The following is a 24,984-nucleotide window of genomic DNA, read 5'->3' as shown; positions in this document are numbered from 1 at the left end:
GTCTTCAGTGTGAAAGGCCGCCAGGTCCCGGCTCAGGTATCGACCTGCTTGTATTCACCGGCATCGGCGGTCGCCCGGCTCACCACGATGATCGCGATGAGCGCCGCGATGAAGCCCGGAATGATCTCGTAGACGCCCGGGCCGCCCAGGAACGAGGCGTTCCAGCCCAGCGCGATCCAGACGATGACGGTGAGGGCGCCCACGACCATGCCGGCGATGGCGCCGGTACCGTTGGTGCGCGACCACATTAGCGACAGCAGGATCAGCGGTCCGAACGCCGCGCCGAAGCCCGCCCAGGCGTTGCTGACCAGACCGAGCACCTGAGAGCCGGGGTCGGAGGCGATGATCGCCGCGACGATGCCAACGGCGACGACGCTCAGGCGTCCCACCCGTACGGTCTCTTTCTCGGTTGCCTGCTTGCGCAGGAATAGACGATAGAAATCTTCGGTCAGCGACGAAGAGGCGACCAGCAACTGGCTGGAAATGGTGCTCATCACGGCCGCCAGAAGCGCCGCGTAGAGAAAGCCGGTAATCAACGGATGAAACAGCAGGTTGGCGAGAACGATGAAGATCGTCTCCGGATCGGCGACCTCGAGTCCGTTACGTACCGCATAGGCGCGGCCGAAAAGCCCGACCGATATCGCACCGATGAGCGAGATCAGCATCCAGCTCATGCCGATGTTACGCGCGATGGGAACGTCCTTCAGCGAGCGAATCGCCATGAAACGCACGATGATGTGCGGCTGACCGAAATAGCCCAAACCCCAAGTTACCGCCGACAGCCAGCCGATGAAGGTGAGACCGGCCGTCCAGGAAAACAGGGTGGGGTCCACCTCGTTGAGGGTCTGCGACGCCTGCGAGAAACCGCCGCCGCCTTCTCCGAAGAGCACGACCGCGGGCATGATCACCAGCGCCAGCATCATGATGCAGCCCTGCACGAAGTCGGTGAGGCTGACCGCCAGAAAACCGCCGACGACGGTGTACACGAGCACCACGCCGAGCGTGATGATCACGCCGGTGGCGTAATCGCTCAGGCCACCGATATCGATGACGCCGGCGAAAGCGCTTTGAAAGAGTTTGCCCCCCGCGACCAGCCCTGAGGCGGTATAGACCGCAAAGAAGATGACGATGACGATGGCGGAGATCGTTCTCAGCGACAGCGCCCGCGTGGGAAAACGGTTCGCCAGAAACGCGGGGATCGTAATCGCGTTGCCGTAATGCACCGTCTGTTCCCGCAGGCGGGGCGCGACCAGCAGCCAGTTGAAGAAGGCCCCCACGAACAGACCGATGCCGATCCAGGCCGAACCGAGCCCGGATGCGAACAGCGCTCCGGGTAACCCCAGTAGCAGCCAGCCACTCATGTCGGAGGCGCCGGCGGAGAGTGCTGCCACCTGCGGGCTGAGCGTCCGCCCGCCCAGCATGTAGTCCTCGGAGGTCGAGGTGGATGTGCGCATGGCGTAGACACCAATGCCGATCATGAGCACGAAGTAAGCGATGAGGCTGATCCAGACACCGATGGCCATGGAGCGTCTCCTATTGGTGTTGTTGGGCCGTCAGAGGGCTACCGAGCTCGAAAACCCTGCGCCGACCGAATCCGGTCCGGTCGGCGTAACGGTTCGAGATTTCAACTATGCAGCGCCCACTTTCTTGGCGAGCAATCTTGACGGGCAACGAATGCGATCCGCGGTGCGTCACCCGCATGCACGACTCGCGATCAATCACCCATCGCCAGGAGCGAGGCGTTCCCGCCGAGCGCTGCCGTATTGATTGTACAGGTCTTTTCGGTGGCGAAACGTAGCAGATAGTGGGGCCCGCCGGCCTTGGGACCGGTGCCCGAGAAGCCCTGACCGCCGAAGGGCTGCACGCCCACCACCGCCCCGATGATGTTGCGGTTGACGTAGACGTTGCCGACCTGCAGGCGCGCCGCGACGTGACGGGTGAAGCTTTCGTTGCGGCTGTGGACGCCGAACGTCAGGCCGTAACCCTTGGCATTGATTGTATCGATCACGCTTTCGAGCTCATCGGCGCCATAACGCACGATGTGCAGGAGCGGGCCGAACTGCTCGCGCTCGAGCGCGTCGATGCCGTCGATCCGGAACGCCATCGGTGCGACGAAGGTGCCGTGCTGCGTTTGCGCTTCGTCGAGACCGGTTTTTGCCAGCAGGCGCCCCTCCGCGGTCAGTCGCTCGGCATGGGCAAGCAGCCCGTCGCGTGCTTCTTCGTCGATCACTGGCCCGACGTCGGTACCCAGGTCGCGCGGATCGCCGATGCGCAACTCCTTCATCGCGCCTTCGAGGATGGTGATGACGCGATCGGCCACGTCTTCCTGGAGATAGAGGACGCGTAGTGCGGAACAGCGCTGCCCGGCGCTCTGGAACGCCGAATGCACGACGTCGGCCACCACCTGTTCCGGAAGGGCGGTCGAATCGACGATCATCGCGTTGAGGCCGCCGGTCTCGGCGATCAGCGTGGGCAGCGGCGCGTTCTCGCGAGCCGCGAGCGAGCGGTTGATGATCTGAGCGGTATCGGTAGAGCCGGTGAATACCATGCCGGTGATGCGTGAATCGCCGCTCAGCACGCTGCCCACGGTCGCACCGTCACCGGGCAGCAGCTGGACCACCTCACGGGGCATGCCGGCCTCGTGAAGCAGCTCGATGACGCGGTAGGCGATCAAGGATGTCTGCTCGGCCGGCTTGGCGAGCACGGTATTACCGGCGACTGCCGCGGCGACGATCTGGCCGGTGAAGATGGCGACCGGGAAGTTCCACGGACTGATCGCCGCGAAAACGCCCTTGCCGCTCAGCGACAGTTCGTTGGACTCTCCCGTCGGGCCCGGCAGCGGCATGGGCGCGGCAAACAGCTCACGTGCCCGAGCGGCGTAGTAGCGGCAGAAGTCGACCGCCTCGCGAATTTCGTCGACGCCGTCGGTGAGCAGCTTGCCGCCTTCGCGGGAGCAGAGCGACATCAGCTCGGCGAGGTTCTCTTCCATCAGTTCGGCGTGTCGCTCGAGAATCGCCGCTCGGGTCTCGACCTGCGTGTCGCGCCATTCAGGAAAGGCTTTCCACGCACTGTCGATGGCACGCTCGGTCTGATCGGCACTGGCCCATTGGACATGGCCGACGAACTGGCGGCGATCGAAGGGCGCGAAGACGCGTTGGCGAGCGTCGCTATCGTCCGTCACGTCGAAGGCGAGCAGCGGTTTCGCCGCGTACTCACGCGCCATGAACGCCGCCATCTGCGTCATCAGCGGACGATACTGGCTGTCGACGTTGAGATTGACGCCGCGGGAGTTGCGTCGGGCCGGGCCGTAGATGTCACGCGGTAGCGGAATCTTGGGATTGGCGTGGCCATCGACCCGGCGCAGGGTTTCGACCGGATGGACGCAGAGCGACTCCACCGGGACCCGCGGGTCGACCAGCTGATGGACGAAGGAGGAGTTGGCGCCGTTCTCGAGCAGACGGCGCACCAGGTAGGGCAGCAGATCCTTGTGCGCCCCGACCGGCGCGTAGATGCGGCAGTACGTGCCCTCCGGCGCTCGCGGCAGGGCGGCATCGTAAAGTGCCTCGCCCATACCGTGAAGCCGCTGGAATTCGAAGCGACGATTCGCGCGATTGGCGAACTCCAGAATCTGGGTGATGGTATGGGCGTTATGGGTCGCGAACTGCGGGAAGATGCGCCCACGCGTCTCGTCGCACAGCAGAAAGCGCGCGCAAGCAAGGTAGGCGACGTCCGTACAGGCCTTACGCGTGTAAACCGGGTAGCCGTCGACACCGAGCTGCTGCGACTCCTTGATCTCGCTATCCCAGTAGGCGCCCTTGACCAGGCGCAGCGGGATCTCGTCTCCCTGCTCGTCGGCGAGGCGGTTGATGTAGTGCAGTACCGGCAGGCAGCGCTTGGAGTAGGCCTGCACGACCAGTCCGAAATGGCCCCAGCCGGTACATACCTCGCTTTCGAACACCGCTCGAAAGACCTCGAGCGAGAGCTCCAGACGGTCCACCTCCTCGGCGTCGATGGTCAGGGCGACGTGGCGTTCGCGAGCCAGTTCGACCAAGGATTTGACGGTGCCGACGAGCTCTTCGAGCACCTGGGTGCGACGGCCGAATTCGTAGCGCGGGTGCAGCGCGGAGAGCTTGATCGAGACCGACGGCGCCGGGGTGCCGGCGTCGAGCCGACGGCTGGTTTCACCGACTTCCCTGATGGCGGCGGCGTAGTCGTCGTAGTAGCGCCGCGCGTCGTCACGGGTGCGCGCGGCTTCGCCGAGCATGTCGTAGGAGTAGGTGTAGCCCTTGTCGAACAGCGGCTTGGAACGCTTGAGGGCTTCTCCGATGGTGCGGCCCAGCACGAACTGCTGGCCCATGATCCGCATCGCCTGGTACATCGCGCTGCGGATGACTGGCTCGCCCATGCGGTTGACCATGCGGTTGATGAAACTCGCCGGCTTGCCGTCGCGGGGCTTGTCCATCTTCAGTACGTTGCCGGTCATCAGCAGCCCCCAGGTGGAGGCGTTGACCAGCCAGGATTCACTCTGGCCGAGATAGGTCTTCCATTCGGCGACGCCGAGCTTGTCGTCGATCAGCGCATCGGCGGTCGCCTTGTCGGGCACGCGTAGAAGTGCTTCTGCCAGACACATGAGCAGCACGCCTTCCTGCGTATCCAGGCTGTACTGCTGGAGCAGCTCATCGATGGAGTCGACGGCAGACTCCATGCCGCGAACGTCGCGCACGAGCGAGGCCGTGGCTTCACCGGTGCGGGCGCAGTCGGATTCATCGGCGCCCAGCAGCGTGATCAGTTCGTCCACGTAGGCCTGTTCGTCAACGATGTAGTGCTCGCTGATACGCGAAAACAGCGTCTCCAGCGAGGTCTGCCAGGTAGCGGTCTCGAGCATCTGATCGGCTTTCAGCATGGGGCAACCCTGTAGCGAACGGGCTGGAGACGCGCGTCACACGGTAACCGGAGTCTGCGAGGCGGCGCCGTTCCACCCGGGATGGACGAAAGGAGCGATGCCTCGACTCTAGCGTGAAACCGGCGAGCCGTGCTTGCCAAATTCCCCGGTTAGCGATGTCAGAAATTGCGGTCGGAAGGCAGGTGACGCTCGGCAGGAAAGTGCCGGCGCAGCCGAGGCTCAGCGATAGCGTGCGCGGAGCGCGATCGGGGGGTGGCCGTAGTGACGTCGAAACGCATGGCTCAGCGCGCTCTGGCTGGCGAAGCCGGCGCGTTCGGCGATGACCGCAAGGCTCAGCTCGTCGGCGAGTATCAGCTCACGCGCACTGGCGAGTCGTTGTCGCAGCACGAACTGGTACGGCGTGAGGCCTGTCTGGTTGCGAAAGCGTTCGCTGAAATGGGCTTCGCTCAGACAGACCAGACGGGCAAGATCCGCGACCTGGATTCGGCGGTGCAGATGCGACTGCACATAGCGCTCCAGACGCGCGATATCCAGTGTTCGAGTCCGTCGGGAGTCGCGCATGCGCGACGGCTGCTGATCCTCGATCCGCGTCTGCAGCGCGCTCAACAGCGTCGTGACGAGTAGGCCGGTGGGCATGTGCCGCGGTCTTGCGCTTTCCTGGAGCAGAAACTGCAGATAGTGCGTCAGCGACTCGTCGAGCGTGAAGTAGCCGGGGCGGTCGAAGAGGCGGCGCAGGGAGCGGTGGGCGCCGGTCAGGGCGTCGGCGTCATCGTCGAGATCGATGATCAACTGCCGATTTTCACCGATACCCTGATAGTAGTGTTCGACGTTGGCCGGGACGAGACAGCCGGACAGCGGGGCGATGACGCCGCTTTGATGGCCGATCTCGAACTCGGCGTAACCCGCAAGGCCGATCACGATCTGATGATGCTCGTGATGATGATGATGCACCGCGGTGTCCAGCGGCGTCTGTCGGATGCTGTCGGTCACGGACGGTCCACGGCCGGCTGGCGGATGTCCATCACGCGCGGTACTCCCCCGGTGCAAGCGCGGTATGAGCGGCCAGGTGGTCTCTGAGCCCGATGAGCTCGTCGCGGCCGGCACGAGACAGTAACGACCCTCCCTGGGCTGCCTGCCAGGGGCGACCGTACTGCTCCATGAGATGTTGGCAGCGGCGTCGCAGATTCTCGAGATAGGGATCGTGACGAATGGGGTAGCCGATCAGCGTGTGCCATTGCGCTTCGCTGGCGCGGTTGGAGAGTACGTCATCGAATAGCCCCAGCAGATCCGTCGCCTGGGTGCGGTAGCGGGGCGTGCGCGACACCATCAGGGCGATCACGGTGAACAGCGTGATGAGCAGACAAACGGCGAAGACGACAAAGTAGAGCAGCACGGACGCTCTCCGAAGACGCGGATGGCAGGGCGGCGAGTCTAACATGGGGGTCACTTTCGAGCCCATCGGACCGCCAGACATGCCGCATAGCAAGACCATGGCGAGACGAGAGTCGACGCGGTCCGTAACGTCGAAGGGGAAGGGCGACACTGATTGGTAACGAGCGGTGGCCCGATGTAGACGAGTATCGCCTCCCGCCGCATCGAGTCACGCTGGGGGCATGGAGTGGGGAGGATGCCAAGCCGCTGTCGGCCCACTTGGCTCGTGTCGTTGCCCGACAAAAAAATCGCCGCGCAAGGAGCGCGGCGACAATGATCGCTAACAGTAAGCTAGGAAGACGACGCGATGACGTTAAATTCCCTGGTCCTTATGAGCCGCTGAATCGTCAAAAGTTCCCCGGCGATATGCCCTCGTGCACCACGCTTCGCCTATTCTGGCTCCACACTTGTCAGCACGGACGGTTTCCAATGCCCGTTAGCGTGTGAATAATGTGACTCGATCAATGGCGTTAGACCAAAGTAGGGGATGATTGTGGCGGAGAGTGTGGAAACCGAAGTGCGCCCCTCGGCGCGCGTGGCGTTGCTCATCGAGCTCGCGCTCGCCGTTGGCGGGTTTGCTATCGGCACCGGGGAATTCGCGATCATGGGGCTGATGCCGGATGTGGCGCGAGGCCTGGGGGTCGGCGAGACGCAGGTCGGCCATCTGATCAGCGCCTATGCGCTCGGCGTGGTCGTCGGCGCGCCGCTCATCGCCATTTTCGGCTCCTACCTCTTCCGACGTCAGCTGCTGCTGCTGCTGATGGTCTTTTTTGCGGCTGGCAACTTTGCCAGCGCGATCGCCCCCGAGTACTACTCGCTGATGCTCTTTCGCTTCATTTCCGGACTTCCACACGGCGCCTATTTCGGTGTGGCGGCGCTGGTAGCGGCATCGATGGTGCCGCCGCACAAGCGGGCCAAGGCGGTCAGTCGCGTCATGCTGGGTATCACGACAGCGATGCTATTCGGTAATCCGCTGGCGACCTGGCTCGGCCAGCTGCTCAGCTGGCGCTACGCGTTCGGATTGGTGGGGGCAATCGGTGTCGCGACGGTCATCATGGTGGCGCTCTACCTGCCGGTGAATCGCGAAGAGGCCCGCTCCAAGCCGATGACCGAGCTCGCCGCGCTGGGACGGCGTCAGGTTTGGCTGACGCTCGGTATCGGCGCAATCGGCTTTGCTGGCATGTTCAGTGTCTTCAGCTATCTCGCCCCCACTTTGATCAATGTGACGGGGATCGAGGAGCACTGGGTACCGGTCGTGCTGGCGGCATTCGGGGTCGGGGCGATCGCCGGTAATATCGTCGGCGGGTGGCTGTTCGACAAGCTCCAGTTTCGGTCCGTGGGGTGGATCCTCGGCTTCAGTACGCTGATTCTGCTGCTATTCCCGGTCGCGGCGAACTCGGTATGGAGCGTGGTGCTGTCGGTCATGACCGTGGGCAGTATGGTTGCGCTGTCACCAGCACTGCAGATTCGCCTGATGGATGTGGCAAAAGACGCGCAGACCATGGCGGCGGCGTCCAATCATGCGGCTTTCAATATCGCCAACGCGCTGGGGCCCTGGCTTGGGGGAATGGCCATCACGGCCGGTTTCGGCTGGACGTCCACGGGTTATGTCGGCGCAGCGATGGCGGTCGGGGGGCTACTGATCTACGGATTGGCACGCTGGCTCGAGCCGAAAACGCCGGAATAGCCGTGGCGCCAACCCGGGTGTTTCAAGACTCTGCATGCGTCGATTACGCCAAGCGAGATAGGGCTAGGAGGCCGGGCCGAAAGTCCGGCCTTGTCATGCATGGCACAGGGATTGCGGATAGAGGAGCAATTGCCCGTGCCCGCGTCGTCTAGGCGGATGGCGTACCGTAGGCGTGACCGGCCAGCATGTCGTGGGTCGCGGAGAGAGTGAGACTCTGTTCCTCGCTGGGGCAGCGTTCACACTTGATATCGACGACGCGATTTGTCGCGACTTCGTTACCGTTTTCAGCGGCCTGCAGTGCTTGCTCGTGTCCGCATGCCCGGCAGGAGGCGACCCATTGGGATTCGACCTGTTTCAGCGTGAACATATCCATTGCACGATCCTCGACGTCTATGTCGTTCAGTGATGATTGGCTTGGCGGGGTGACCGGGTCGAGCGGCGAAGGCGTCCGACGACGGCCGAGATACGGGCGCTGGACGGGCGTCGCTTACGACGCCCAGTCATGTCTGACGTCGCCAGCGGGCCCGAAGCTGGCCCAGAATGCGGAAGGGCGGGTTGCGAATGCTTTCAACGCTCGCCCCGTCGAGCTGCTCGCCGCTGACCCGCATACGTCCCGAAGCCAGCCGCTCCAGATATTGGATGTTGAGTCGTCCCTCGCGCTCGATCAGATAGAGGCCGTCTTGCTGAAGGCTCTCGGTCGGCGAGATGGCGGCAAGATCTCCTTCGACCAGAAAATCGAAGTTCTCACCTTCGGCCGGCGTTACCAGTTGGCCGTCTTCCATCAGTAACTGAACGGTGGAGAGGTCACTCTCGCGACCCGAGTCTCGCTCCCAGGGCGCGGCACGGTCGGCCTTCAACGAAAGGACCTTGCAGCCCGCCTGCGAGGGAATGCCGGCGATCGCGTTCATGGCGTCTTCGTCGAGCAGCTCCCGCAGTGAACAGTCGAGTGCCGAGGTCAAGGCGACCAGACGCTCGTGTCCGATCTGCTTGATGGTCCCGGACTCCCAATAGGAGATGGTGACGTCGGAGACTCCGACTCGACGCGCCAGTGCGGCTTTACTGAGTCCGGCTTGAAGCCGGAGCTGTTTGATTCTTGGTCCTAGCCCGTCCATCCGAAGTTCTCGCCTGGGTGGGAATGCGAATGCTTACCAGAGCGCAAGCATAGCGTTTCACTCCCTAAGTATGTTTCGGGTTGCCCAGGGTGGCGGAAGCGTAGCGGACTCGGTACGGCTATCGAGCCACGACATCGGCAGCCCGGTGCGCGACGCGTATAATGGCGCACGCTCGTTCATCAACGGATTGGAATCATGACTGTACGCACGCGCATCGCACCATCGCCGACCGGCGACCCCCATGTCGGCACGGCCTACATCGCGTTATTCAACCTGTGTTACGCCCGTCAGCACGGCGGCCAGTTCATTCTGCGTATCGAGGACACCGATCGCCAGCGCTCGACGAGCGAGTCGGAGCAGATGATCCTCGATTCGCTGCGCTGGCTCGGGCTCGACTGGGACGAAGGGCCCGACGTCGGCGGCCCGCACGGTCCCTATCGGCAGAGCGAGCGGGGAGAGATCTATGCCGAGCATGCCCAGAAGCTGTTGGACGCCGGGCACGCCTTCAAGTGCTACCGCACCAGCGAAGAACTCGACACGCTGAGGGAAGCGCGCCGGGAAGCTGGAGAGCATCTCGCGCTCAAGCCGAACGACTTGGCGCTCGAGCCGGAGGAGCAGGCACGTCGCGAGCGGGAAGAGTGGCCGTTCGTGGTGCGCATGCGGGTGCCCGAGAGTGGTGTGTGCGTCGTCGAGGATTTGCTGCGCGGGCGGATCGAGGTCGAATGGGCGCAGATCGATGCGCAGATCCTGATGAAGTCTGACGGGATGCCTACCTATCACCTGGCCAACGTCGTCGATGATTACCTCATGGGGATTACCGATGTTCTGCGTGGCGAGGAGTGGATCAACTCGGCGCCCAAGCACCAGTTGCTCTACGAGTACTTCGGCTGGCCCATGCCGCGGCTCTGCCATATGCCGCTGCTGCGCAATCCTGACAAGTCCAAGCTTTCCAAACGCAAGAACCCCACGTCGATCAACTATTATCGGCGGATGGGGTATCTGCCGCAGGCGGTGACGAACTACCTGGGGCGGATGGGCTGGTCGATGCCTGATGATCGCGAGAAATTCACCCTCGACGAGATGGTCTCGCAGTTCGACATCCAGCGCGTTTCACTGGGTGGGCCGGTGTTCGATCTCGAGAAGCTGACCTGGCTCAATGGTGTCTACCTGCGCGAGGATCTCGATGACGCCGCGCTACTCCAGGCGCTGCGCGACTGGGCGTTCAATGAGGCCTACGTTTCTCAGATTCTGCCGCAGATTCGTCCGCGCATCTCGACGCTCTCCGAGGCGATTCCGTTGGCCGGGCACTTCTTCTCGGGGCTGCCGGCGATCAACGAAGAGAGCTTCGAGGGCATCAATCTCGAACGTGAGTCGCTCGTCGAGCTGCTGCAGTTCCTGACCTGGCGTCTGGAAGGCGTAGCTCGCTGGGAGAAAGAGACGCTACTGGCCGAGGTCAAGAAGCTGGCGGAACAGCTGGAGATGAAGATGAAGAACTTCTTGGCACCGGTATTCATTGCCGTGACGGGAAGCGCGCACTCGACCTCCGTGCTCGATACCATGGCAATCATTGGCTCGGACATGACGCGTGCACGACTCCGCCATGCCATCGAGACACTTGGCGGCGTCTCCAAGAAGCAAGGAAAACGGCTCGAGAAGCGCTACCGGGACCTCTGACTTCGGCTCATGTCGTGTGGCGAGCGGCACGTGACAAGAATTACGTTGAAAGCGTTGACCCATTGGGTCATCGAGCGTATATTTCGCCCCGTTCTTGGGACGGGGCCTTAGCTCAGCTGGGAGAGCGCGACACTGGCAGTGTCGAGGTCAGCGGTTCGATCCCGCTAGGCTCCACCACGAGAACCGGCCAATGCCGTCTTTTGCGTCCCATTCGTCTAGTGGTCCAGGACACCGCCCTTTCACGGCGGTAACAGGGGTTCGAACCCCCTATGGGACGCCATCTCTATCTCCTCCGCTTCATCCTTCCCTGCTGCATCAAGCCGCGATCTTTACGATCGACGTTGACTTGTTGATAACTGCTCGGCTCACGCCCCCGGATGCTTGACAGCACCGCTGTTTTCCACCAATGCCATCAGCGATTTCGAAATACGTCGTAAGCTGCTGAATTACCGTGAAGCATCTTCTATTTCTTTGTAAATCAATCACTTGTGTGTGGTCAAAAATTAAACGATTTGCTGAAAGCCCTGTAAATATGCCACTTGTGTGACCCTTGCGGCGAGTTTTTAACAGGCTTATCCACAGAAAGTGTGGAAATCTTCATCGCCCGGCGCGCGAGCATAAAAAAACCGCCGATTCCTGTCGGCGGTTTTCGTGCTCGCTACGCTAGCGGGTGTATCAAAAAGGGTCGTGAGCGAGTCAGGACTTCGGGTAATCGCGCTTGTCGTAACCGTTGTAGAGCTGGCGCGGACGACTGATGCGGTAGCCGTTGGCAATCATTTCGTTCCAGTGCGAGATCCAGCCTACCGTCCTCGCCATGGCGAAGATCACCGTGAACATGTTGGTAGGAATGCCAATCGCCTTGAGAATGATGCCGGAGTAGAAATCGACGTTGGGGTAAAGCTTGCGCTCGATGAAGTACTCGTCCTCGAGGGCGATCTGTTCGAGGCGTTTGGCGATCTGCAGCTGGGCATCGTCGCCGATGCCGAGTTCGCCCAGGACCTCGTCGCAGGTCTCTTTCATCACCTTGGCTCGCGGGTCGAAATTGCGGTACACGCGATGGCCAAAGCCCATGAGCTTGAACGGATCGTCCTTGTCCTTGGCCTTGTCGATGAAGCGCTGGATATTCTCTTCGGAGTCGTCGCCGATCTCGTCGAGCATCGCGAGTACAGCTTCATTCGCACCGCCGTGCGCCGGGCCCCACAGGGCCGCTATGCCTGCACTGATGCACGCGAAGGGGTTGGCGCCCGTCGAGCCGGCAAGGCGAACCGTAGAGGTCGACGCATTCTGCTCATGGTCGGCATGCAGCATGAAGATACGGTCCATCGCCTTGGCGATGACCGGGTTCACCTCGTAGTTCTCGCAAGGGTTGCCGAACATCATGTGCAGGAAGTTCTCTGAGTAGCTGAGATCGTTCCGTGGATACATGAAGGGCTGGCCGATGTTGTACTTGTGACACATGGCGGCGAGAGTCGGCATCTTGGCGATCAGGCGCACGGCGCTGACATGCCGCTGGTCGGCCTGCGTGATGTCGAGGTTGTCATGGTAGAAGGCGGCCAGGCCTCCCACCACGCCGCACAGTATCGCCATGGGGTGGGCATCACGGCGAAAGCCTTTGTAAAAGTTCACGATCTGCTCGTGAACCATCGTGTGCCGGCCGAGCGTGCTTTCGAACTCGGCATACTCATCGGAGGAGGGCAGTTCTCCGAACATCAGCAGATAGCAGAGCTCGACGTAGTTAGAGTTTTCCGCGAGCTGCTCGATGGGGTAGCCACGGTGGAGGAGGACTCCCTCCCCGCCGTCGATGTAGGTGATGCTCGACTCGCAGGAAGCGGTGGCGACGAAACCAGGGTCATAGGTAAAAAAGCCTTCGGCAGTCAGGCTACGTACGTCGACGACGTCGGGGCCCACAGTGCTTTCATACACCGGGAATTCGATTGCTTCGTCGACGCCATCGATCGATAGTTTCGCTTTTCTGTCAGCCATTGTGTGGCCTCCTTAACGTGACATAACCCTTTGTCTTTCCTGCAGTGCGGGCGCAAAAATAATTTGCCCACTATAGATTTCCGCCGCACTTTGTCAATTCGTCGCACCCCCTTGACGAAAGGGTGATAGCGCGATCCCCGCTCGGGAAGGCGCAAGCCGCTCTACCCGTTTTTGAGATTGTCGACAGTTGAGGCGCGGACGTCATCATTGTGGTGCGCTCTCGTCGTGGGCGAAAGGGGAGATGAAACAATGACGTCGAATTAGCATTTTTTGCTATCTCTGTATGCCCTTGGAGCACGTGCAATAAAGGAAGCAATTGGGCCTTCGGCGGCACTGTCGTCCCGTGTAGCCGTTTGTCATACAGCGGCTCAAACCCTATAATCGATGTCCACACGATATGGCATCGTCAGCTCGGCCTGGGCCGCATCGATTCCGATTCTGCGACCGAGATCCTGCTTCTTAAAACCACCGCCCAAACGGGCTTGGCCCGTCTTGGGGCAAGAGAGTGTTGAAGAGCCGTGAATAGCAAACGTCCAGTAAACCTCGATCTTTCCTCCATCCACTTTCCACTCCCCGCACTAACGTCCATCGCGCACCGCATTACCGGCGTTATTCTGTTCGTCGGCCTCATCTTCGGCTTCTGGGCCTTGGATGCTTCTCTTTCATCGCCACAGGGTTTCGATGCCGTAAGCGACGCCCTGGCACACAACGTGCTGGCCAAGCTGGTTGCTTGGGGGCTGCTGTCGGCGCTCGGTTTTCATTTCGTAGCAGGGATCAAGCACCTGCTGATGGATGCGGGCATGGGGGTCGACCTGGAAGGGGGGACGCGTAAGGCGCAGATCACGGTCGTGATCAGTGCCGTTCTGGTGGTTCTGGCAGGAGTCTGGGTATGGTAACCAACATCACGAACCTCGGGCGCAGCGGGCTTTCCGACTGGCTCATCCAGCGGGTGTCAGCCGTCGTACTGGCTGTCTATGCGGTTTTCATGGTCGCTTACCTGCTGTTTCATCCCAATCTGGATTACGCCACCTGGAGTGGCCTCTTCTCTCAGACCTGGATGCGCATTTTCTCGCTGCTGGCCTTCATTTCGATGGCCGCTCACGCCTGGGTCGGTCTCTGGACGGTTTCCACTGACTATCTCAAACACACCGGTGCACGATTCGCCTTCCAGGCCGTCGTCATTTTCGCCATCTTCGTTTTTCTGGTGTGGGGCGTCCAAGTCCTCTGGGGAGCCTGATCTATGTCTACCATGCGTAGCTTGACATTCGACGCCATCATCGTCGGTGGTGGTGGTTCTGGCCTGCGAGCCGCACTCGAGCTTGCCAAGTCGGGTAAGAAGACCGCGGTACTTTCCAAGGTATTTCCAACCCGTTCGCACACTGTCTCCGCTCAGGGCGGTATCACCTGCGCAATTGGCTCTGCCGACCCGGAAGATGACTGGCGCTGGCATATGTACGATACCGTCAAAGGCGGCGACTACATTGCTGATCAGGACGCCGCAGAGTACCTCTGTTCAGAGGGGCCAAAAGCCGTCTTCGAGCTCGAGCACATGGGTCTGCCTTTCTCGCGTTTCGACAACGGGCGTATCTATCAGCGTCCCTTCGGTGGGCAGTCCAAGGACTTCGGTAAGGGCGGTCAGGCGGCGCGGACTTGCGCGGCGGCCGACCGTACCGGCCATGCGCTGCTGCATACGCTCTATCAGAACAACCTGAAGAACAACACCGTCTTCCTCGATGAGTGGTATGCGGTGGACCTGGTGACCAATGCCGACGGCGACGTGGTCGGCTGTATCGCGCTCTGTATCGAGACTGGCGAGATCGCGCATGTCAAGGCGAAGGCCACGGTACTCGCGACCGGTGGTGCAGGCCGAATTTTCGCCTCGACCACTAACGCGCTTATCAACACCGGCGACGGTATCGGTATGGCGCTACGCGCCGGATTCCCGATGCAGGACATGGAGATGTGGCAGTTCCATCCCACCGGCATTTATGGGGCCGGCTGTCTGGTCACTGAAGGATGCCGTGGCGAGGGTGGCTACCTCATCAACAAGGATGGTGAGCGCTTCATGGAGCGCTATGCGCCCAACGCCAAGGACCTCGCCGGCCGTGATGTCGTCGCTCGCGCGATGGTCATGGAAGTGTTGGAAGGTCGAGGCTGTGGCGAGAACGGCGACCACGTGATGCTCAAGCTCGACCATCTTGGGGAAGAGGTATTGATGAAGCGCCTGCCGGGCATCGTCGAGCTCTCCAAGACCTTCGCGCATGTCGATCCGGTCAAAGAGCCGATTCCGGTGACGCCGACCTGTCACTACATGATGGGGGGCATTCCCACCAACGTGAACGGTCAAGCGCTGGCGCAAGATGCCGATGGCAACGATCGGATCATCAACGGTTTGTTCGCCTGCGGGGAAGCGGCCTGTGTCTCGGTACACGGCGCCAACCGCCTGGGTGGTAACTCCTTGCTCGATCTCGTCGTATTTGGCCGCGCTGCCGGTATCCATATCGAGAAGTCGCTCAACGAAGGCGTGGATTACCTCGAAGCCTCGCAGTCCGACGTCGACCGTGCCATGGCACGCATGTCGCGCTGGAACGACTCCAATGGTGGCGAGTCGGTGGCCGATCTTCGAGCCGAGCTGCAGAGCATCATGCAGAACGCCTTTGGCGTCTTCCGTCAGGAAGACAACATGCAAGAGGGCGTGACCAAGCTGGCCGAGCTGCGCGAGCGTATCGGTAACGCGCATCTGGGTGACAAGTCCAACGCCTTCAATACCGCGCGAGTCGAGGCGCTCGAGCTGGATAATCTGCTCGAGGTGGCCGAAGCGACCGCCATCGCAGCGCTGGAGCGTAAAGAGAGCCGTGGCGCGCACTCGCGTTACGACTACCCGGATCGTGACGACGTCAACTGGCTCAAGCACTCGCTCTTTCATCCGAGCAACAAGACGGTGACCAAGCGGGAAGTGAACTTCACGCCGAAGACGGTCGATACCTTCGAGCCGAAAATCCGTACCTACTAAGGGGGTTGTCACTCATGTCCAATCTTCAGGTTTCCGTTTACCGTTACAACCCCGAGACCGACTCCGCACCTTACATGCAGGAGTTCCAGATCGACACGCAGGGCCGTGATCTGATGGTTCTCAACGTGCTGACCATGATCAAGGATCAGGACAGCTCGCTGGCGTTTCGCCGTAGCTGCCGTGAGGGCGTCTGTGGCTCCGACGGCATGAACATGAACGGCAAGAACGGTCTGGCGTGCGTCACCGCAGTCTCGGAGGTGATCAAGGACAACAAGCTCGTTCTTCGCCCGCTGCCGGGTCTGCCGGTCATGCGCGATCTCGTCGTCGATATGGGGCTCTTCTACAAGCAGTACGAGCGTATGCAGCCTTATCTGCAGAACGACACCGCGGCGCCGGCAATCGAACGTCTGCAGTCACCGGAAGACCGCGACAAGCTGGATGGCCTCTACGAGTGCATTCTCTGTGCCTGCTGCTCGACCGCCTGCCCGTCGTTCTGGTGGAACCCCGACAAGTTCGTGGGTCCCGCTGGCCTGCTGCAGGCGTATCGCTTTCTCGCCGACACGCGCGACAACGCGACCCAGTCGCGTCTGGCAGAGCTTGAAGACCCGTTCAGCCTCTTTCGCTGCCGCGGCATCATGAACTGCGTGGCGGTCTGTCCCAAAGGGCTCAACCCCACGCGGGCGATCGGCAAGATCCGTGAAATGCTGCTCTCCAACGCGACGTGATCAATGAACGGGCATCTACGACTTAAATCGAAGCGGCGAGCTTGTTATCATTCGCGACAGCAACGGGCTGCGGCACATTGTCGCAGCTATCGGGTTGGATAGATGTCGGCCGGTGCCTAGTGCACCGGCCTTTAACGATCATGGCGCCGAAGTTTGCGGTGCGATCGTCATACCGTCTCGCGACGGTCCGGAGTGACGCCGATACGCCTCATCGCGGCCGGCGCCGACAACACCCCATCAGTGCAGGGTGAACGAGAGATGCAAGAAGGCATAATGGAGTTGATGTGGCGCACTTCCCACATGAGCGGTGGCAACGCCCATTACGTGGAAGCGCTCTACGAGCAGTACCTTGAAGACCCCACTACGATTCCCGACGAGTGGCGCGAGGCTTTCGATCAGCTGCCTCGCCTGGAAGGTACTCCCTCTCAAGATGTTCCTCTCGGTCCCATTCGGGATCAGTTCTATCAGCTGGCGCAAGAGCGTCGCGCACCCGTCACCGCCGCTTCCGGCAGCAGCGAGAATCGTAAGCAGGTCAAGGTTCTGCAGCTGATCAACGCTTATCGATTTCGCGGTCATCAGCGTGCCGATATCGATCCGCTGGGGCTGCGGCCGTCGGATACGGTGCCCGACCTGGATCTCTCTTTCCACGACCTGACCCAGGCCGATATGGAAACCGTGTTCCAGACCGGTTCGCTGTTCATCGGCAAGGACGAGGCGCCGCTCAAGGAGATCGTCGAAGCGCTGAGTCAGACCTACTGCCGGTCGATCGGCTGCGAGTTCATGCATATCGTCAACACCGAAGAGAAGCGCTGGCTACAGCAGCGATTCGAGTCGGTGCGCTCGAAGCCGAACTACAGCCAGAGCGAGCGTGAGCATCTGCTCGAGCGGCTGACGGCCGCCGAAGGACTCGAGAGCTACCTGGCGTCGAAATACCCCGGCACCAAGCGCTTCGGTCTTGAGGGTGGTGAAGCCTTCGTCCCGATGATGGACGAGGTCATCCAGCGCAGCGGTGGCTATGGCGTCAAGGAAGTCGTGATCGGCATGGCGCACCGCGGGCGTCTCAACCTGCTGGTCAACATTCTGGGCAAGAGCCCGTCGGAACTCATCGACGAGTTCGACGGCAAGAAGCAGATCGAGCGCGGTTCCGGTGACGTCAAGTATCATCAGGGCTTCAGCTCCAACGTGATGACGCCGGGCGGCGAGGTACATCTGGCGCTGGCGTTCAACCCGTCACACCTTGAGATCGTCTCTCCGGTGGTCGAGGGGTCGGTGCGCGCGCGGCAGGATCGTCGTGATGATGAAGATGGTCAGCAGGTATTGCCGATCGTCATTCACGGTGACGCTGCCTTTGCCGGGCAGGGCGTGGTGATGGAAACCTTCCAGATGTCGCAGACCCGCGGTTACAAGACCGGCGGCACGCTGCACGTGGTGATCAACAACCAGGTCGGCTTCACCACCTCGCGCATCGACGACGCACGCTCCACCGAATACTGCACCGACATCGCGAAGATGGTTCAGGCGCCGATCTTCCACGTCAACGGCGACGATCCGGAAGCGGTGCTGCATGCCACGCGCGTCGCGGTCGACTACCGCCGTGAGTTCAAGCGCGACGTCGTCATCGATCTGGTCTGCTACCGTCGCCGCGGGCACAACGAGGCCGACGAGCCTTCCGGCACGCAGCCGCTGATGTACTCCAAGATCAAGTCGCACAAGTCGACGCGCACGCTCTACGTCGAGCAGCTGATCAAGGAAGGCTTCCTCGACGAGGACCAGGCCAAGCGAATGGGCGAGCAGTATCGCGACGATCTGCAGGCGGGTAATCATGTCGCCAACGCGCTGGTGAAACAGCCCAACACGGGGCTCTTCGTCGATTGGACGCCGTACCTCGGTCACGAATGGAGCGGTGACACCGATACCAGCATCGATCGCGACCATCTGGTGCAGCTCGCCCAGAAGATGAGCGAGATTCCCAACGGTATCGACGTTCAGCGTCAGGTCTCGCGCGTCTACGAGGAGCGTCGCAAGATGCTCGCCGGTAGCCAACCGCTGAACTGGGGTTTCGCCGAGACGCTCGCTTACGCCACCTTGGTGGACGGCGATCATCCGGTGCGTCTCACCGGTCAGGATTCCGGCCGCGGCACGTTCTCCCACCGTCATGCCGTCGTTCACAACCAGAATGACGGCTCGACCTACGTGCCGCTACAGCACATCAAGGAAGGTCAGCCCGACTTTACCGTTCGCGACTCTTTCCTCTCCGAAGAAGCCGTGCTGGCGTTCGAGTATGGCTACGCGACGACCGCTCCCAACTCGCTGATCATCTGGGAAGCGCAGTTCGGCGACTTCTTCAACGGCGCGCAGGTCGTGGTCGACCAGTTCATCTCCTCGGGCGAGTCGAAATGGGCACGTCTTTGCGGCCTCACGCTACTGCTGCCGCACGGCTACGAAGGTCAGGGGCCGGAACACTCTTCCGCGCGCTTGGAGCGCTTCTTGCAGCTGTGTGCCGAGCACAACATGCAGGTGTGCGTGCCGACCACGCCGGCGCAGATCTTCCATCTGTTGCGCCGCCAGGTCATTCGACCGCTGCGCAAGCCGCTGATCGTGATGTCGCCCAAGAGTCTGCTGCGCCACAAGGATGCGACGTCGACGATGGAAGAACTGGCCGATGGCCGCTTCCAGATGGTGATCCCCGACATCGGCGAACGCGATGCGAGTCAGGTCAAGCGCGCCGTGCTCTGCTCGGGCAAGGTCTACTATGATCTCGCGACTTATCGCGCCGAGAACGAGCGCGACGATACGGCGATCATCCGCGTCGAGCAGCTCTACCCCTTCCCGAAGGAAGAACTGTACGAGGCACTCAAGGCCTTTCCGAATCTGGAACAGGTCGTCTGGTGTCAGGAAGAGCCGCTGAATCAGGGCGCCTGGTATCAGAGCCAGCACCATCTTCGCCTGGTGGCGAGCATGGTGCGCGAAGGATTGGACCACAGCCTCAAGTTCGCTGGTCGTCCGGCATCCGCCGCACCAGCTGCAGGCTATATGTCTGTCCACGTGGCACAACAGAGCCAGCTGGTCGACGACGCCTTCAATGCCTGAAGCGAGTCGCCGCGAAGCCGCGAAAGAGAAGAGACTAAGGATACGACATGGCTACTGATATCAAAGCGCCGAGTTTTCCGGAATCCGTGGCCGAAGGCACGGTTGCCACATGGCACAAGAAGGTGGGCGACAGCGTCGAACGTGACGAGCTGATCGTCGAGATCGAGACCGACAAGGTGGTGCTCGAAGTCGTCGCGCCGGAGGCGGGTACTCTCTCCGACATCAAGATCGAGGAAGGCGATACCTGCGAATCCGAGCAGGTGCTGGGGGTTCTCGGGGCCGCCTCCGAAGGCGGGCCGGAGAAAGCCTCCGCTTCGGCCGGCGATGATCAGGGCGAAAGCGAAAGTGCCTCGGACAAGAAGTCCGAAGAGCCGGCCAAGTCCGAGTCCAAGCCGGCGGCCTCCGGCAAGACGCACGAGGTAAAAGCGCCGAGCTTCCCGGAATCCGTGCAGGAAGGCACCGTCGCCAGCTGGAGCAAGAAGGTTGGTGAAGCGGTCAAGCGCGACGAGATTCTCGCCGAGATCGAAACCGACAAGGTCGTGCTGGAAGTCGTCGCCCCGGCCGACGGTTCGCTCAGCGAGATCAAGGTCCAGGAAGGCGAAGTGGTCGAGTCCGAAGCCGTTCTGGCGACCTTCTCCGAGGGCGCCGCCGGCGGCGCCGAGGGTGCGTCTGCCGAATCCGCCGATAATCAGGACCAGGCCTCGGCTGCCGACGACGGCGAGCAGGATGCCAAGGTCGATGGCAAGATACTCGCGCCTGCCGCACGCAAGCTGGCCGCCGAAAACGATCTCGACGTCGCCAAGATCGAAGGCACCGGTAAGGGCGGTCGTGTCCTGAAGGAAGACGTCCAGAAAGCGCTGAAAGACGGTTCCGCCAAGAAGTCGGCGGCCGCCGAGAGCGGTGCGACGACGCCTAAGGCAGCGGCGACCAAAACACCGGCCATCGAAGGCGAACGCCCCGAGCAGCGCGTACCGATGAGCCGGCTGCGCCAGACCATTGCCAAGCGCCTGGTTCAGGCGCAGCAGACTGCGGCGATGCTCACCACCTACAACGAGGTGGACATGACCGCGGTCATGTCGTTGCGCAGCCAGTACAAGGACACCTTCCAGAAGGCGCACGACGTCAAGCTCGGTTTCATGGGCTTCTTCGTCAAGGCGGCAACGGAGGCGCTCAAGCGCTTCCCGGACGTCAACGCCTCGATCGATGGCACCGACATCGTCTACCACGGCTATCAGGATATCGGCGTGGCGGTTTCCACACCGCGCGGTCTGGTCGTGCCGGTGCTACGCGACACCGACAGCATGAAGCTGGCCGATGTCGAGAAGGCGATCGGTGACTTCGGTCAGCGCGGCAAGGAAGGCAAGCTCGGCATCGAGGACATGCAGGGCGGCACCTTCACCATCACCAACGGCGGCATCTTCGGTTCGCTCATGTCGACGCCGATCCTCAACCCGCCGCAGACCGCGATTCTGGGTATGCACAAGATCCAGGAGCGCCCGATGGCGGTGAACGGCAAGGTCGAGATTCGTCCGATGATGTATCTGGCCGTGTCCTACGATCACCGCATGATCGACGGCAAGGACGCGGTGCAGTTCCTCGTCGCCATCAAGTCGCTGCTGGAAGACCCGGCGCGCCTGCTGCTCGACATCTGAGTCGCAGCCTCTGACTACCTTGCATTCGGTTCGCCGGGCTTGCCCGGCGGACGGCAAACGAAGCGAACAGGAAATCTTTCATGGCCGATAAATTCGATGTGATCGTCATCGGTGCGGGTCCTGGCGGCTACGTCGCCGCGATTCGCGCCGCTCAGCTGGGCCTCAAGACCGCCTGCGTCGAGAAGTGGGTCAACAAGGAAGGCAAGACCGTTCACGGCGGTACCTGCCTGAACGTGGGCTGCATCCCCTCCAAGGCATTGCTGGAGACATCCCACAAGTTCGTCGAGGCGCGGGACCACTACGCCGAGATCGGCATCGACGTCGGTAACCTCGAAACTAACGTCGAGAAGATGCTCGAGTTCAAGAACAGCGTCATCGCCAAGAACACCGGCGGTATCAGCGCGCTGTTCAAGGCCAACGGCGTCACGGCGCTGGAAGGTACCGGCAAGCTGCTCGACGGCAAGAAGGTCGAAGTCACCGGGCAGGACGGCAAGGCCGAAATTTACGAGGCCGACAACGTGATCCTGGCTTCCGGCTCCGTGCCGGTGAACATTCCGCCGGCGCCGATGACCGACGACATCATCGTCGACTCCGCCGGCGCGCTGGAGTTCACCGAGGCGCCCAAGCGTCTCGGCGTCATTGGTGCGGGTATCATCGGTCTCGAGCTCGGCAGCGTGTGGAACCGTCTCGGCAGCGACGTCACCATGCTCGAAGCGCTGGATACCTTCCTGCCGGTGGTCGATCAGGCGGTCGCCAAGGAAGCGCAGAAGCTCTTCAAGAAGCAGGGCCTCGAGATCAAGATGGGCGCCCGCGTCACCGGCACCGAGATCAAGGGCGAAGGCGACGATCGCGAAATCGTGGTCAAGTACACCGACAGTGACGGCGAGCAGGAGCAGGTCTTCGACAAGCTGATCGTCTGCGTCGGCCGAAAGCCGTACACCGATAGCCTGCTCGACGACAGCGCCGGCATCAAGATGGATGAGCGCGGCTTCATCTTCGTCGATGATCAGTGCCGAACCAACGTTTCCGGCGTCTACGCTATCGGCGACGTGGTACGCGGCCCGATGCTCGCCCACAAGGCTTCCGAAGAGGGTGTCATGGTTGCCGACGTCATCTCCGGGCAAAAGCCCGAGATGAACTACGATGCCATTCCGAGCGTGATCTATACCGCACCCGAGGTTGCCTGGGTGGGTATCAACGAACAGCAGGCGAAAGAGCAGGGCATCGAGGTCAAGACGGGCAGCTTCCCGTTCTCGGCCAGCGGTCGTGCGCTTGCCAACAATGCGCCTGAAGGGATGGCCAAGGTGATCGCGGACGCCGAAACCGACCGCATCCTCGGCATTCATATCATCGGTCAGCACGCCGGTGAGCTCATCGCACAGGGCGTCATCGCCATGGAATTCGGCTCTAGCGCCGAGGACCTCGCGCTGACCTGCTTTGCGCATCCGACGCTCTCCGAGGCGGTGCACGAAGCAGCACTCGCTGTCGACGGCCACGCGATTCACGCGGCCAACCGCAAGAAGCGCAAGTAATCGTTATTCCGCTTCTTGTTTGAGGTGTCGTCCGGCTTCGGGCGACACGGGGGCATCGGGTCACAGTGGCCGGGTGCCATTCGAGTCACATGCAACCTAATGGCATGAATCGATGAACCTTCACGAGTATCAGGGCAAACAGCTGTTTGCCGATTACGGTCTTCCGGTCTCCAAAGGCTTCGCGGTCGACACCCCCGAGGAAGCCGCTAAGGCTTGCAAGAAAATCGGTGGCGACAAGTGGGTCGTCAAGGCGCAGGTCCACGCGGGTGGTCGCGGCAAGGCCGGCGGCGTCAAGCTCGTCCAGAGCCCGGAAGAAGCCAAGGCCTTCGCTGAGCAGTGGCTCGGCAAGAACCTGGTGACTTTCCAGACCGACGATAAGGGCCAGCCGGTCGCGAAGATCCTGGTCGAGAACTGCACCGATATCGCCACCGAGCTCTATCTCGGCGCCGTCGTCGATCGTGGCACGCGTCGCGTCGTCTTCATGGCGTCCACCGAGGGCGGTGTCGAGATCGAAAAGGTCGCCGAGGAGACGCCGGAGAAAATCCTCAAGGCCGAAATCGATCCGCTGACCGGCGCGCAGCCGTATCAGGCCCGCGAGCTGGCGTTCAAGCTCGGCTTGAACAAAGAGCAGGTCAAGCAGTTCACCAAGATCTTCCTGGGACTCTCCAAGCTGTTCCACGACAAGGATCTGGCGCTGCTCGAGATCAACCCGCTGGTCATCACGGAAGACGGCAACCTGCACTGCCTGGATGCCAAGATCAACCTGGACGCCAACGCGCTCTATCGCCATCCGGACCTGCAGGCGATGCGTGATCCGTCCCAGGAAGACGAACGTGAAGCGCACGCCCAGCAGTGGGAGCTTAACTACGTCGCGCTCGACGGCAACATCGGCTGCATGGTCAACGGTGCCGGTCTCGCCATGGGTACCATGGACATCGTCAACCTCAATGGCGGCAAGCCGGCCAACTTCCTCGACGTGGGTGGCGGTGCAACCAAAGAGCGCGTGGCGGAAGCGTTCAAGATCATCCTCTCCGACACCAACGTCAAAGCCGTACTGGTCAACATCTTCGGCGGTATCGTGCGCTGTGACATGATCGCCGAGGGCATCATCGGTGCCGTCGAGCAGGTCGGCGTCAACGTGCCGGTCGTGGTGCGTCTGGAAGGTAACAACGCCGAGCTGGGCGCCGACAAGCTGGCCTCCAGCGGACTGAACATCATCGCTGCTACCAGCCTGACTGACGCGGCTCAGCAGGTCGTCAAAGCGGCGGAGGGCAAGTAATGAGTATCCTGATCGACAAGAACACCAAGGTCATCTGCCAGGGTTTCACTGGCGGCCAGGGGACCTTCCACTCCGAGCAGGCAATCGCCTACGGCACCAACATGGTCGGCGGCGTGACGCCGGGCAAGGGTGGCCAGGAGCATCTGGGCCTGCCGGTGTTCGACACCGTCAAAGAAGCCGTGGAGAAGACAGGTGCCGAAGCGTCCGTCATCTACGTGCCCGCCGCGTTTTGCAAGGATTCCGTCCTTGAAGCCGCCAATGCCGGCATCAAGCTGATCGTCTGCATCACTGAAGGCATCCCGACGCTCGACATGCTCGACGTCAAGGTGAAGTGCGACGAGCTGGGTGTGCGTCTGATCGGTCCGAACTGCCCGGGTGTCATCACGCCGGGTGAGACCAAGATCGGCATCATGCCGGGGCACATCCACAAGCCGGGCCGCGTCGGTATCGTCTCGCGTTCGGGCACCCTGACCTATGAAGCGGTCAAGCAGACCACCGATCACGGCTTCGGCCAGTCCACCTGCGTGGGCATCGGCGGCGACCCGATCCCGGGATCCACCTTCATCGACATCCTCGAGATGTTCGAGAAGGACCCGCAGACCGAAGCGATCGTGATGATCGGTGAGATCGGCGGTACCGCCGAAGAAGAAGCGGCAGCCTACATCAAGGCCAACGTTTCCAAGCCGGTGGTCTCCTACATCGCGGGTGTCACCGCACCCCCGGGCAAGCGTATGGGCCACGCAGGCGCGATCATCGCCGGTGGCAAGGGTACGGCTGACGAGAAGTTCCAGGCGCTGGAAGACGCCGGCGTCAAGACCGTGCGTTCGCTGGCCGAAATCGGCGATGCGCTGAAGGCCGCTACCGGCTGGTAAGCGTCAGCCTCGCTGAGGCGAGGCTCAGGCC

18 protein-coding genes and 2 tRNA genes are annotated in these 24,984 nt (G+C 61.7%); 13 read left to right on the top strand and 7 right to left on the bottom strand.

All coding sequences use genetic code 11. The annotated features are described in order from the left end of the window. Window positions 1-32 precede the first annotated feature (32 nt). From putP to DOM33_RS04430, 4 genes are all read right to left on the bottom strand, one after another. Entirely contained in the window at window positions 33-1,523 is a 1,491-nt protein-coding gene (gene putP, locus DOM33_RS04445; RefSeq protein ID WP_110666162.1) for a sodium/proline symporter PutP, read from the bottom strand. Between the two features lie 191 nt (window positions 1,524-1,714). After that, window positions 1,715-4,903, bottom strand: coding sequence for a bifunctional proline dehydrogenase/L-glutamate gamma-semialdehyde dehydrogenase PutA (gene putA / locus DOM33_RS04440; RefSeq protein ID WP_110666160.1), 3,189 nt, complete (start codon window positions 4,901-4,903; stop codon window positions 1,715-1,717). A 219-nt stretch (window positions 4,904-5,122) separates the two neighbouring features. Beyond that, window positions 5,123-5,893, bottom strand: a complete 771-nt coding sequence (locus tag DOM33_RS04435) for a helix-turn-helix domain-containing protein (protein ID WP_110666158.1) — start codon at window positions 5,891-5,893, stop codon at window positions 5,123-5,125. A 31-nt stretch (window positions 5,894-5,924) separates the two neighbouring features. Beyond that, window positions 5,925-6,296 carry a hypothetical protein gene (locus DOM33_RS04430; protein ID WP_110666156.1) on the bottom strand — a complete coding sequence of 124 codons (372 nt, stop codon included), beginning with the start codon at window positions 6,294-6,296 and terminating at the stop codon, window positions 5,925-5,927. A 531-nt stretch (window positions 6,297-6,827) separates the two neighbouring features. Between DOM33_RS04430 and DOM33_RS04425 the strand changes: the two genes are divergently transcribed. Then, window positions 6,828-8,021, top strand: a complete 1,194-nt coding sequence (locus DOM33_RS04425; protein WP_239495263.1) for an MFS transporter — start codon at window positions 6,828-6,830, stop codon at window positions 8,019-8,021. Window positions 8,022-8,169: 148 nt separating this feature from the next. Here DOM33_RS04425 and DOM33_RS04420 read toward each other — a convergent pair whose 3' ends face one another. Both DOM33_RS04420 and DOM33_RS04415 read right to left on the bottom strand, forming a co-directional pair. Next, window positions 8,170-8,394, bottom strand: coding sequence for a hypothetical protein (locus DOM33_RS04420; protein WP_110666152.1), 225 nt, complete (start codon window positions 8,392-8,394; stop codon window positions 8,170-8,172). A 127-nt stretch (window positions 8,395-8,521) separates the two neighbouring features. Beyond that, a complete protein-coding gene (locus tag DOM33_RS04415) occupies window positions 8,522-9,133 on the bottom strand; it encodes a helix-turn-helix domain-containing protein (protein WP_110666150.1) in 612 nt (203 codons plus the stop codon). Between the two features lie 195 nt (window positions 9,134-9,328). Between DOM33_RS04415 and gltX the strand changes: the two genes are divergently transcribed. The 3 genes from gltX to DOM33_RS04400 all read left to right on the top strand — a co-directional run bounded on the left by gltX (window position 9,329) and on the right by DOM33_RS04400 (window position 11,087). Beyond that, the gene (gene gltX / locus DOM33_RS04410) at window positions 9,329-10,807 is read left to right on the top strand and encodes a glutamate--tRNA ligase (RefSeq protein ID WP_110666148.1); all 1,479 of its coding nucleotides are present in this window, start codon (window positions 9,329-9,331) and stop codon (window positions 10,805-10,807) included. 101 nt (window positions 10,808-10,908) lie between these two features. Further along, window positions 10,909-10,984: transfer RNA gene (locus DOM33_RS04405), tRNA-Ala, on the top strand. 27 nt (window positions 10,985-11,011) lie between these two features. Continuing rightward, window positions 11,012-11,087, top strand: a tRNA-Glu gene (locus tag DOM33_RS04400). A 416-nt stretch (window positions 11,088-11,503) separates the two neighbouring features. Here the strand turns inward: DOM33_RS04400 and gltA are convergent. Beyond that, complete coding sequence (gene gltA, locus DOM33_RS04395) at window positions 11,504-12,790, bottom strand: citrate synthase (protein WP_110666146.1); 1,287 nt, start codon at window positions 12,788-12,790, stop codon at window positions 11,504-11,506. A gap of 518 nt (window positions 12,791-13,308) precedes the next feature. Between gltA and sdhC the strand changes: the two genes are divergently transcribed. The 9 genes from sdhC (at window position 13,309) to sucD (ending at window position 24,953) form a co-directional block, all read left to right on the top strand. Next, window positions 13,309-13,686 carry a succinate dehydrogenase, cytochrome b556 subunit gene (sdhC, locus tag DOM33_RS04390; RefSeq protein ID WP_110666144.1) on the top strand — a complete coding sequence of 126 codons (378 nt, stop codon included), beginning with the start codon at window positions 13,309-13,311 and terminating at the stop codon, window positions 13,684-13,686. Then, the gene (sdhD, locus tag DOM33_RS04385) at window positions 13,680-14,027 is read left to right on the top strand and encodes a succinate dehydrogenase, hydrophobic membrane anchor protein (RefSeq protein WP_110666142.1); all 348 of its coding nucleotides are present in this window, start codon (window positions 13,680-13,682) and stop codon (window positions 14,025-14,027) included. The genes sdhC and sdhD overlap by 7 nt, the downstream gene beginning before the upstream one ends. 3 nt (window positions 14,028-14,030) lie before the next feature. Then, on the top strand, window positions 14,031-15,803 hold the full coding sequence (gene sdhA, locus DOM33_RS04380; protein ID WP_110666140.1) for a succinate dehydrogenase flavoprotein subunit: 1,773 nt from the start codon (window positions 14,031-14,033) through the stop codon (window positions 15,801-15,803). 14 nt (window positions 15,804-15,817) lie between these two features. Beyond that, a complete protein-coding gene (locus tag DOM33_RS04375) occupies window positions 15,818-16,528 on the top strand; it encodes a succinate dehydrogenase iron-sulfur subunit (RefSeq protein ID WP_110666138.1) in 711 nt (236 codons plus the stop codon). A 258-nt stretch (window positions 16,529-16,786) separates the two neighbouring features. Beyond that, window positions 16,787-19,618 (top strand): 2-oxoglutarate dehydrogenase E1 component, encoded by a 2,832-nt coding sequence (locus DOM33_RS04370; protein ID WP_110666136.1) that lies wholly within the window; start codon window positions 16,787-16,789, stop codon window positions 19,616-19,618. Between the two features lie 47 nt (window positions 19,619-19,665). Beyond that, window positions 19,666-21,270 (top strand): 2-oxoglutarate dehydrogenase complex dihydrolipoyllysine-residue succinyltransferase, encoded by a 1,605-nt coding sequence (odhB, locus tag DOM33_RS04365; protein WP_110666134.1) that lies wholly within the window; start codon window positions 19,666-19,668, stop codon window positions 21,268-21,270. An 80-nt stretch (window positions 21,271-21,350) separates the two neighbouring features. Beyond that, window positions 21,351-22,802 (top strand): dihydrolipoyl dehydrogenase, encoded by a 1,452-nt coding sequence (gene lpdA, locus DOM33_RS04360; RefSeq protein ID WP_110666132.1) that lies wholly within the window; start codon window positions 21,351-21,353, stop codon window positions 22,800-22,802. Window positions 22,803-22,914: 112 nt separating this feature from the next. Beyond that, window positions 22,915-24,081 carry an ADP-forming succinate--CoA ligase subunit beta gene (sucC, locus tag DOM33_RS04355; RefSeq protein WP_110666130.1) on the top strand — a complete coding sequence of 389 codons (1,167 nt, stop codon included), beginning with the start codon at window positions 22,915-22,917 and terminating at the stop codon, window positions 24,079-24,081. Continuing rightward, window positions 24,081-24,953 (top strand): succinate--CoA ligase subunit alpha, encoded by an 873-nt coding sequence (sucD, locus tag DOM33_RS04350; protein WP_110666128.1) that lies wholly within the window; start codon window positions 24,081-24,083, stop codon window positions 24,951-24,953. The genes sucC and sucD overlap by 1 nt, the downstream gene beginning before the upstream one ends. Window positions 24,954-24,984 lie beyond the last annotated feature (31 nt).

The organism is Salinicola halophilus (assembly GCF_003206155.1).
Classification (GTDB): domain Bacteria; phylum Pseudomonadota; class Gammaproteobacteria; order Pseudomonadales; family Halomonadaceae; genus Salinicola; species Salinicola halophilus.
This window is presented reverse-complemented; position numbering and strand designations above follow the sequence as displayed.

Excerpts from the sequence above, each read along its gene's own strand:
- putP (WP_110666162.1), bottom strand. The coding sequence starts at position 1,523 with ATGGCCATCGGTGTCTGGATCAGCCTCATCGCTTACTTCGTGCTCATG.
- putA (WP_110666160.1), bottom strand. The coding sequence starts at position 4,903 with ATGCTGAAAGCCGATCAGATGCTCGAGACCGCTACCTGGCAGACCTCG.
- lpdA (WP_110666132.1), top strand. The coding sequence starts at position 21,351 with ATGGCCGATAAATTCGATGTGATCGTCATCGGTGCGGGTCCTGGCGGC.
- sucC (WP_110666130.1), top strand. The coding sequence starts at position 22,915 with ATGAACCTTCACGAGTATCAGGGCAAACAGCTGTTTGCCGATTACGGT.
- DOM33_RS04370 (WP_110666136.1), top strand. The coding sequence starts at position 16,787 with ATGCAAGAAGGCATAATGGAGTTGATGTGGCGCACTTCCCACATGAGC.
- sdhA (WP_110666140.1), top strand. The coding sequence starts at position 14,031 with ATGTCTACCATGCGTAGCTTGACATTCGACGCCATCATCGTCGGTGGT.
- DOM33_RS04375 (WP_110666138.1), top strand. The coding sequence starts at position 15,818 with ATGTCCAATCTTCAGGTTTCCGTTTACCGTTACAACCCCGAGACCGAC.
- gltA (WP_110666146.1), bottom strand. The coding sequence starts at position 12,790 with ATGGCTGACAGAAAAGCGAAACTATCGATCGATGGCGTCGACGAAGCA.
- gltX (WP_110666148.1), top strand. The coding sequence starts at position 9,329 with ATGACTGTACGCACGCGCATCGCACCATCGCCGACCGGCGACCCCCAT.
- sdhD (WP_110666142.1), top strand. The coding sequence starts at position 13,680 with ATGGTAACCAACATCACGAACCTCGGGCGCAGCGGGCTTTCCGACTGG.
- DOM33_RS04420 (WP_110666152.1), bottom strand. The coding sequence starts at position 8,394 with ATGGATATGTTCACGCTGAAACAGGTCGAATCCCAATGGGTCGCCTCC.
- odhB (WP_110666134.1), top strand. The coding sequence starts at position 19,666 with ATGGCTACTGATATCAAAGCGCCGAGTTTTCCGGAATCCGTGGCCGAA.
- DOM33_RS04415 (WP_110666150.1), bottom strand. The coding sequence starts at position 9,133 with ATGGACGGGCTAGGACCAAGAATCAAACAGCTCCGGCTTCAAGCCGGA.
- sucD (WP_110666128.1), top strand. The coding sequence starts at position 24,081 with ATGAGTATCCTGATCGACAAGAACACCAAGGTCATCTGCCAGGGTTTC.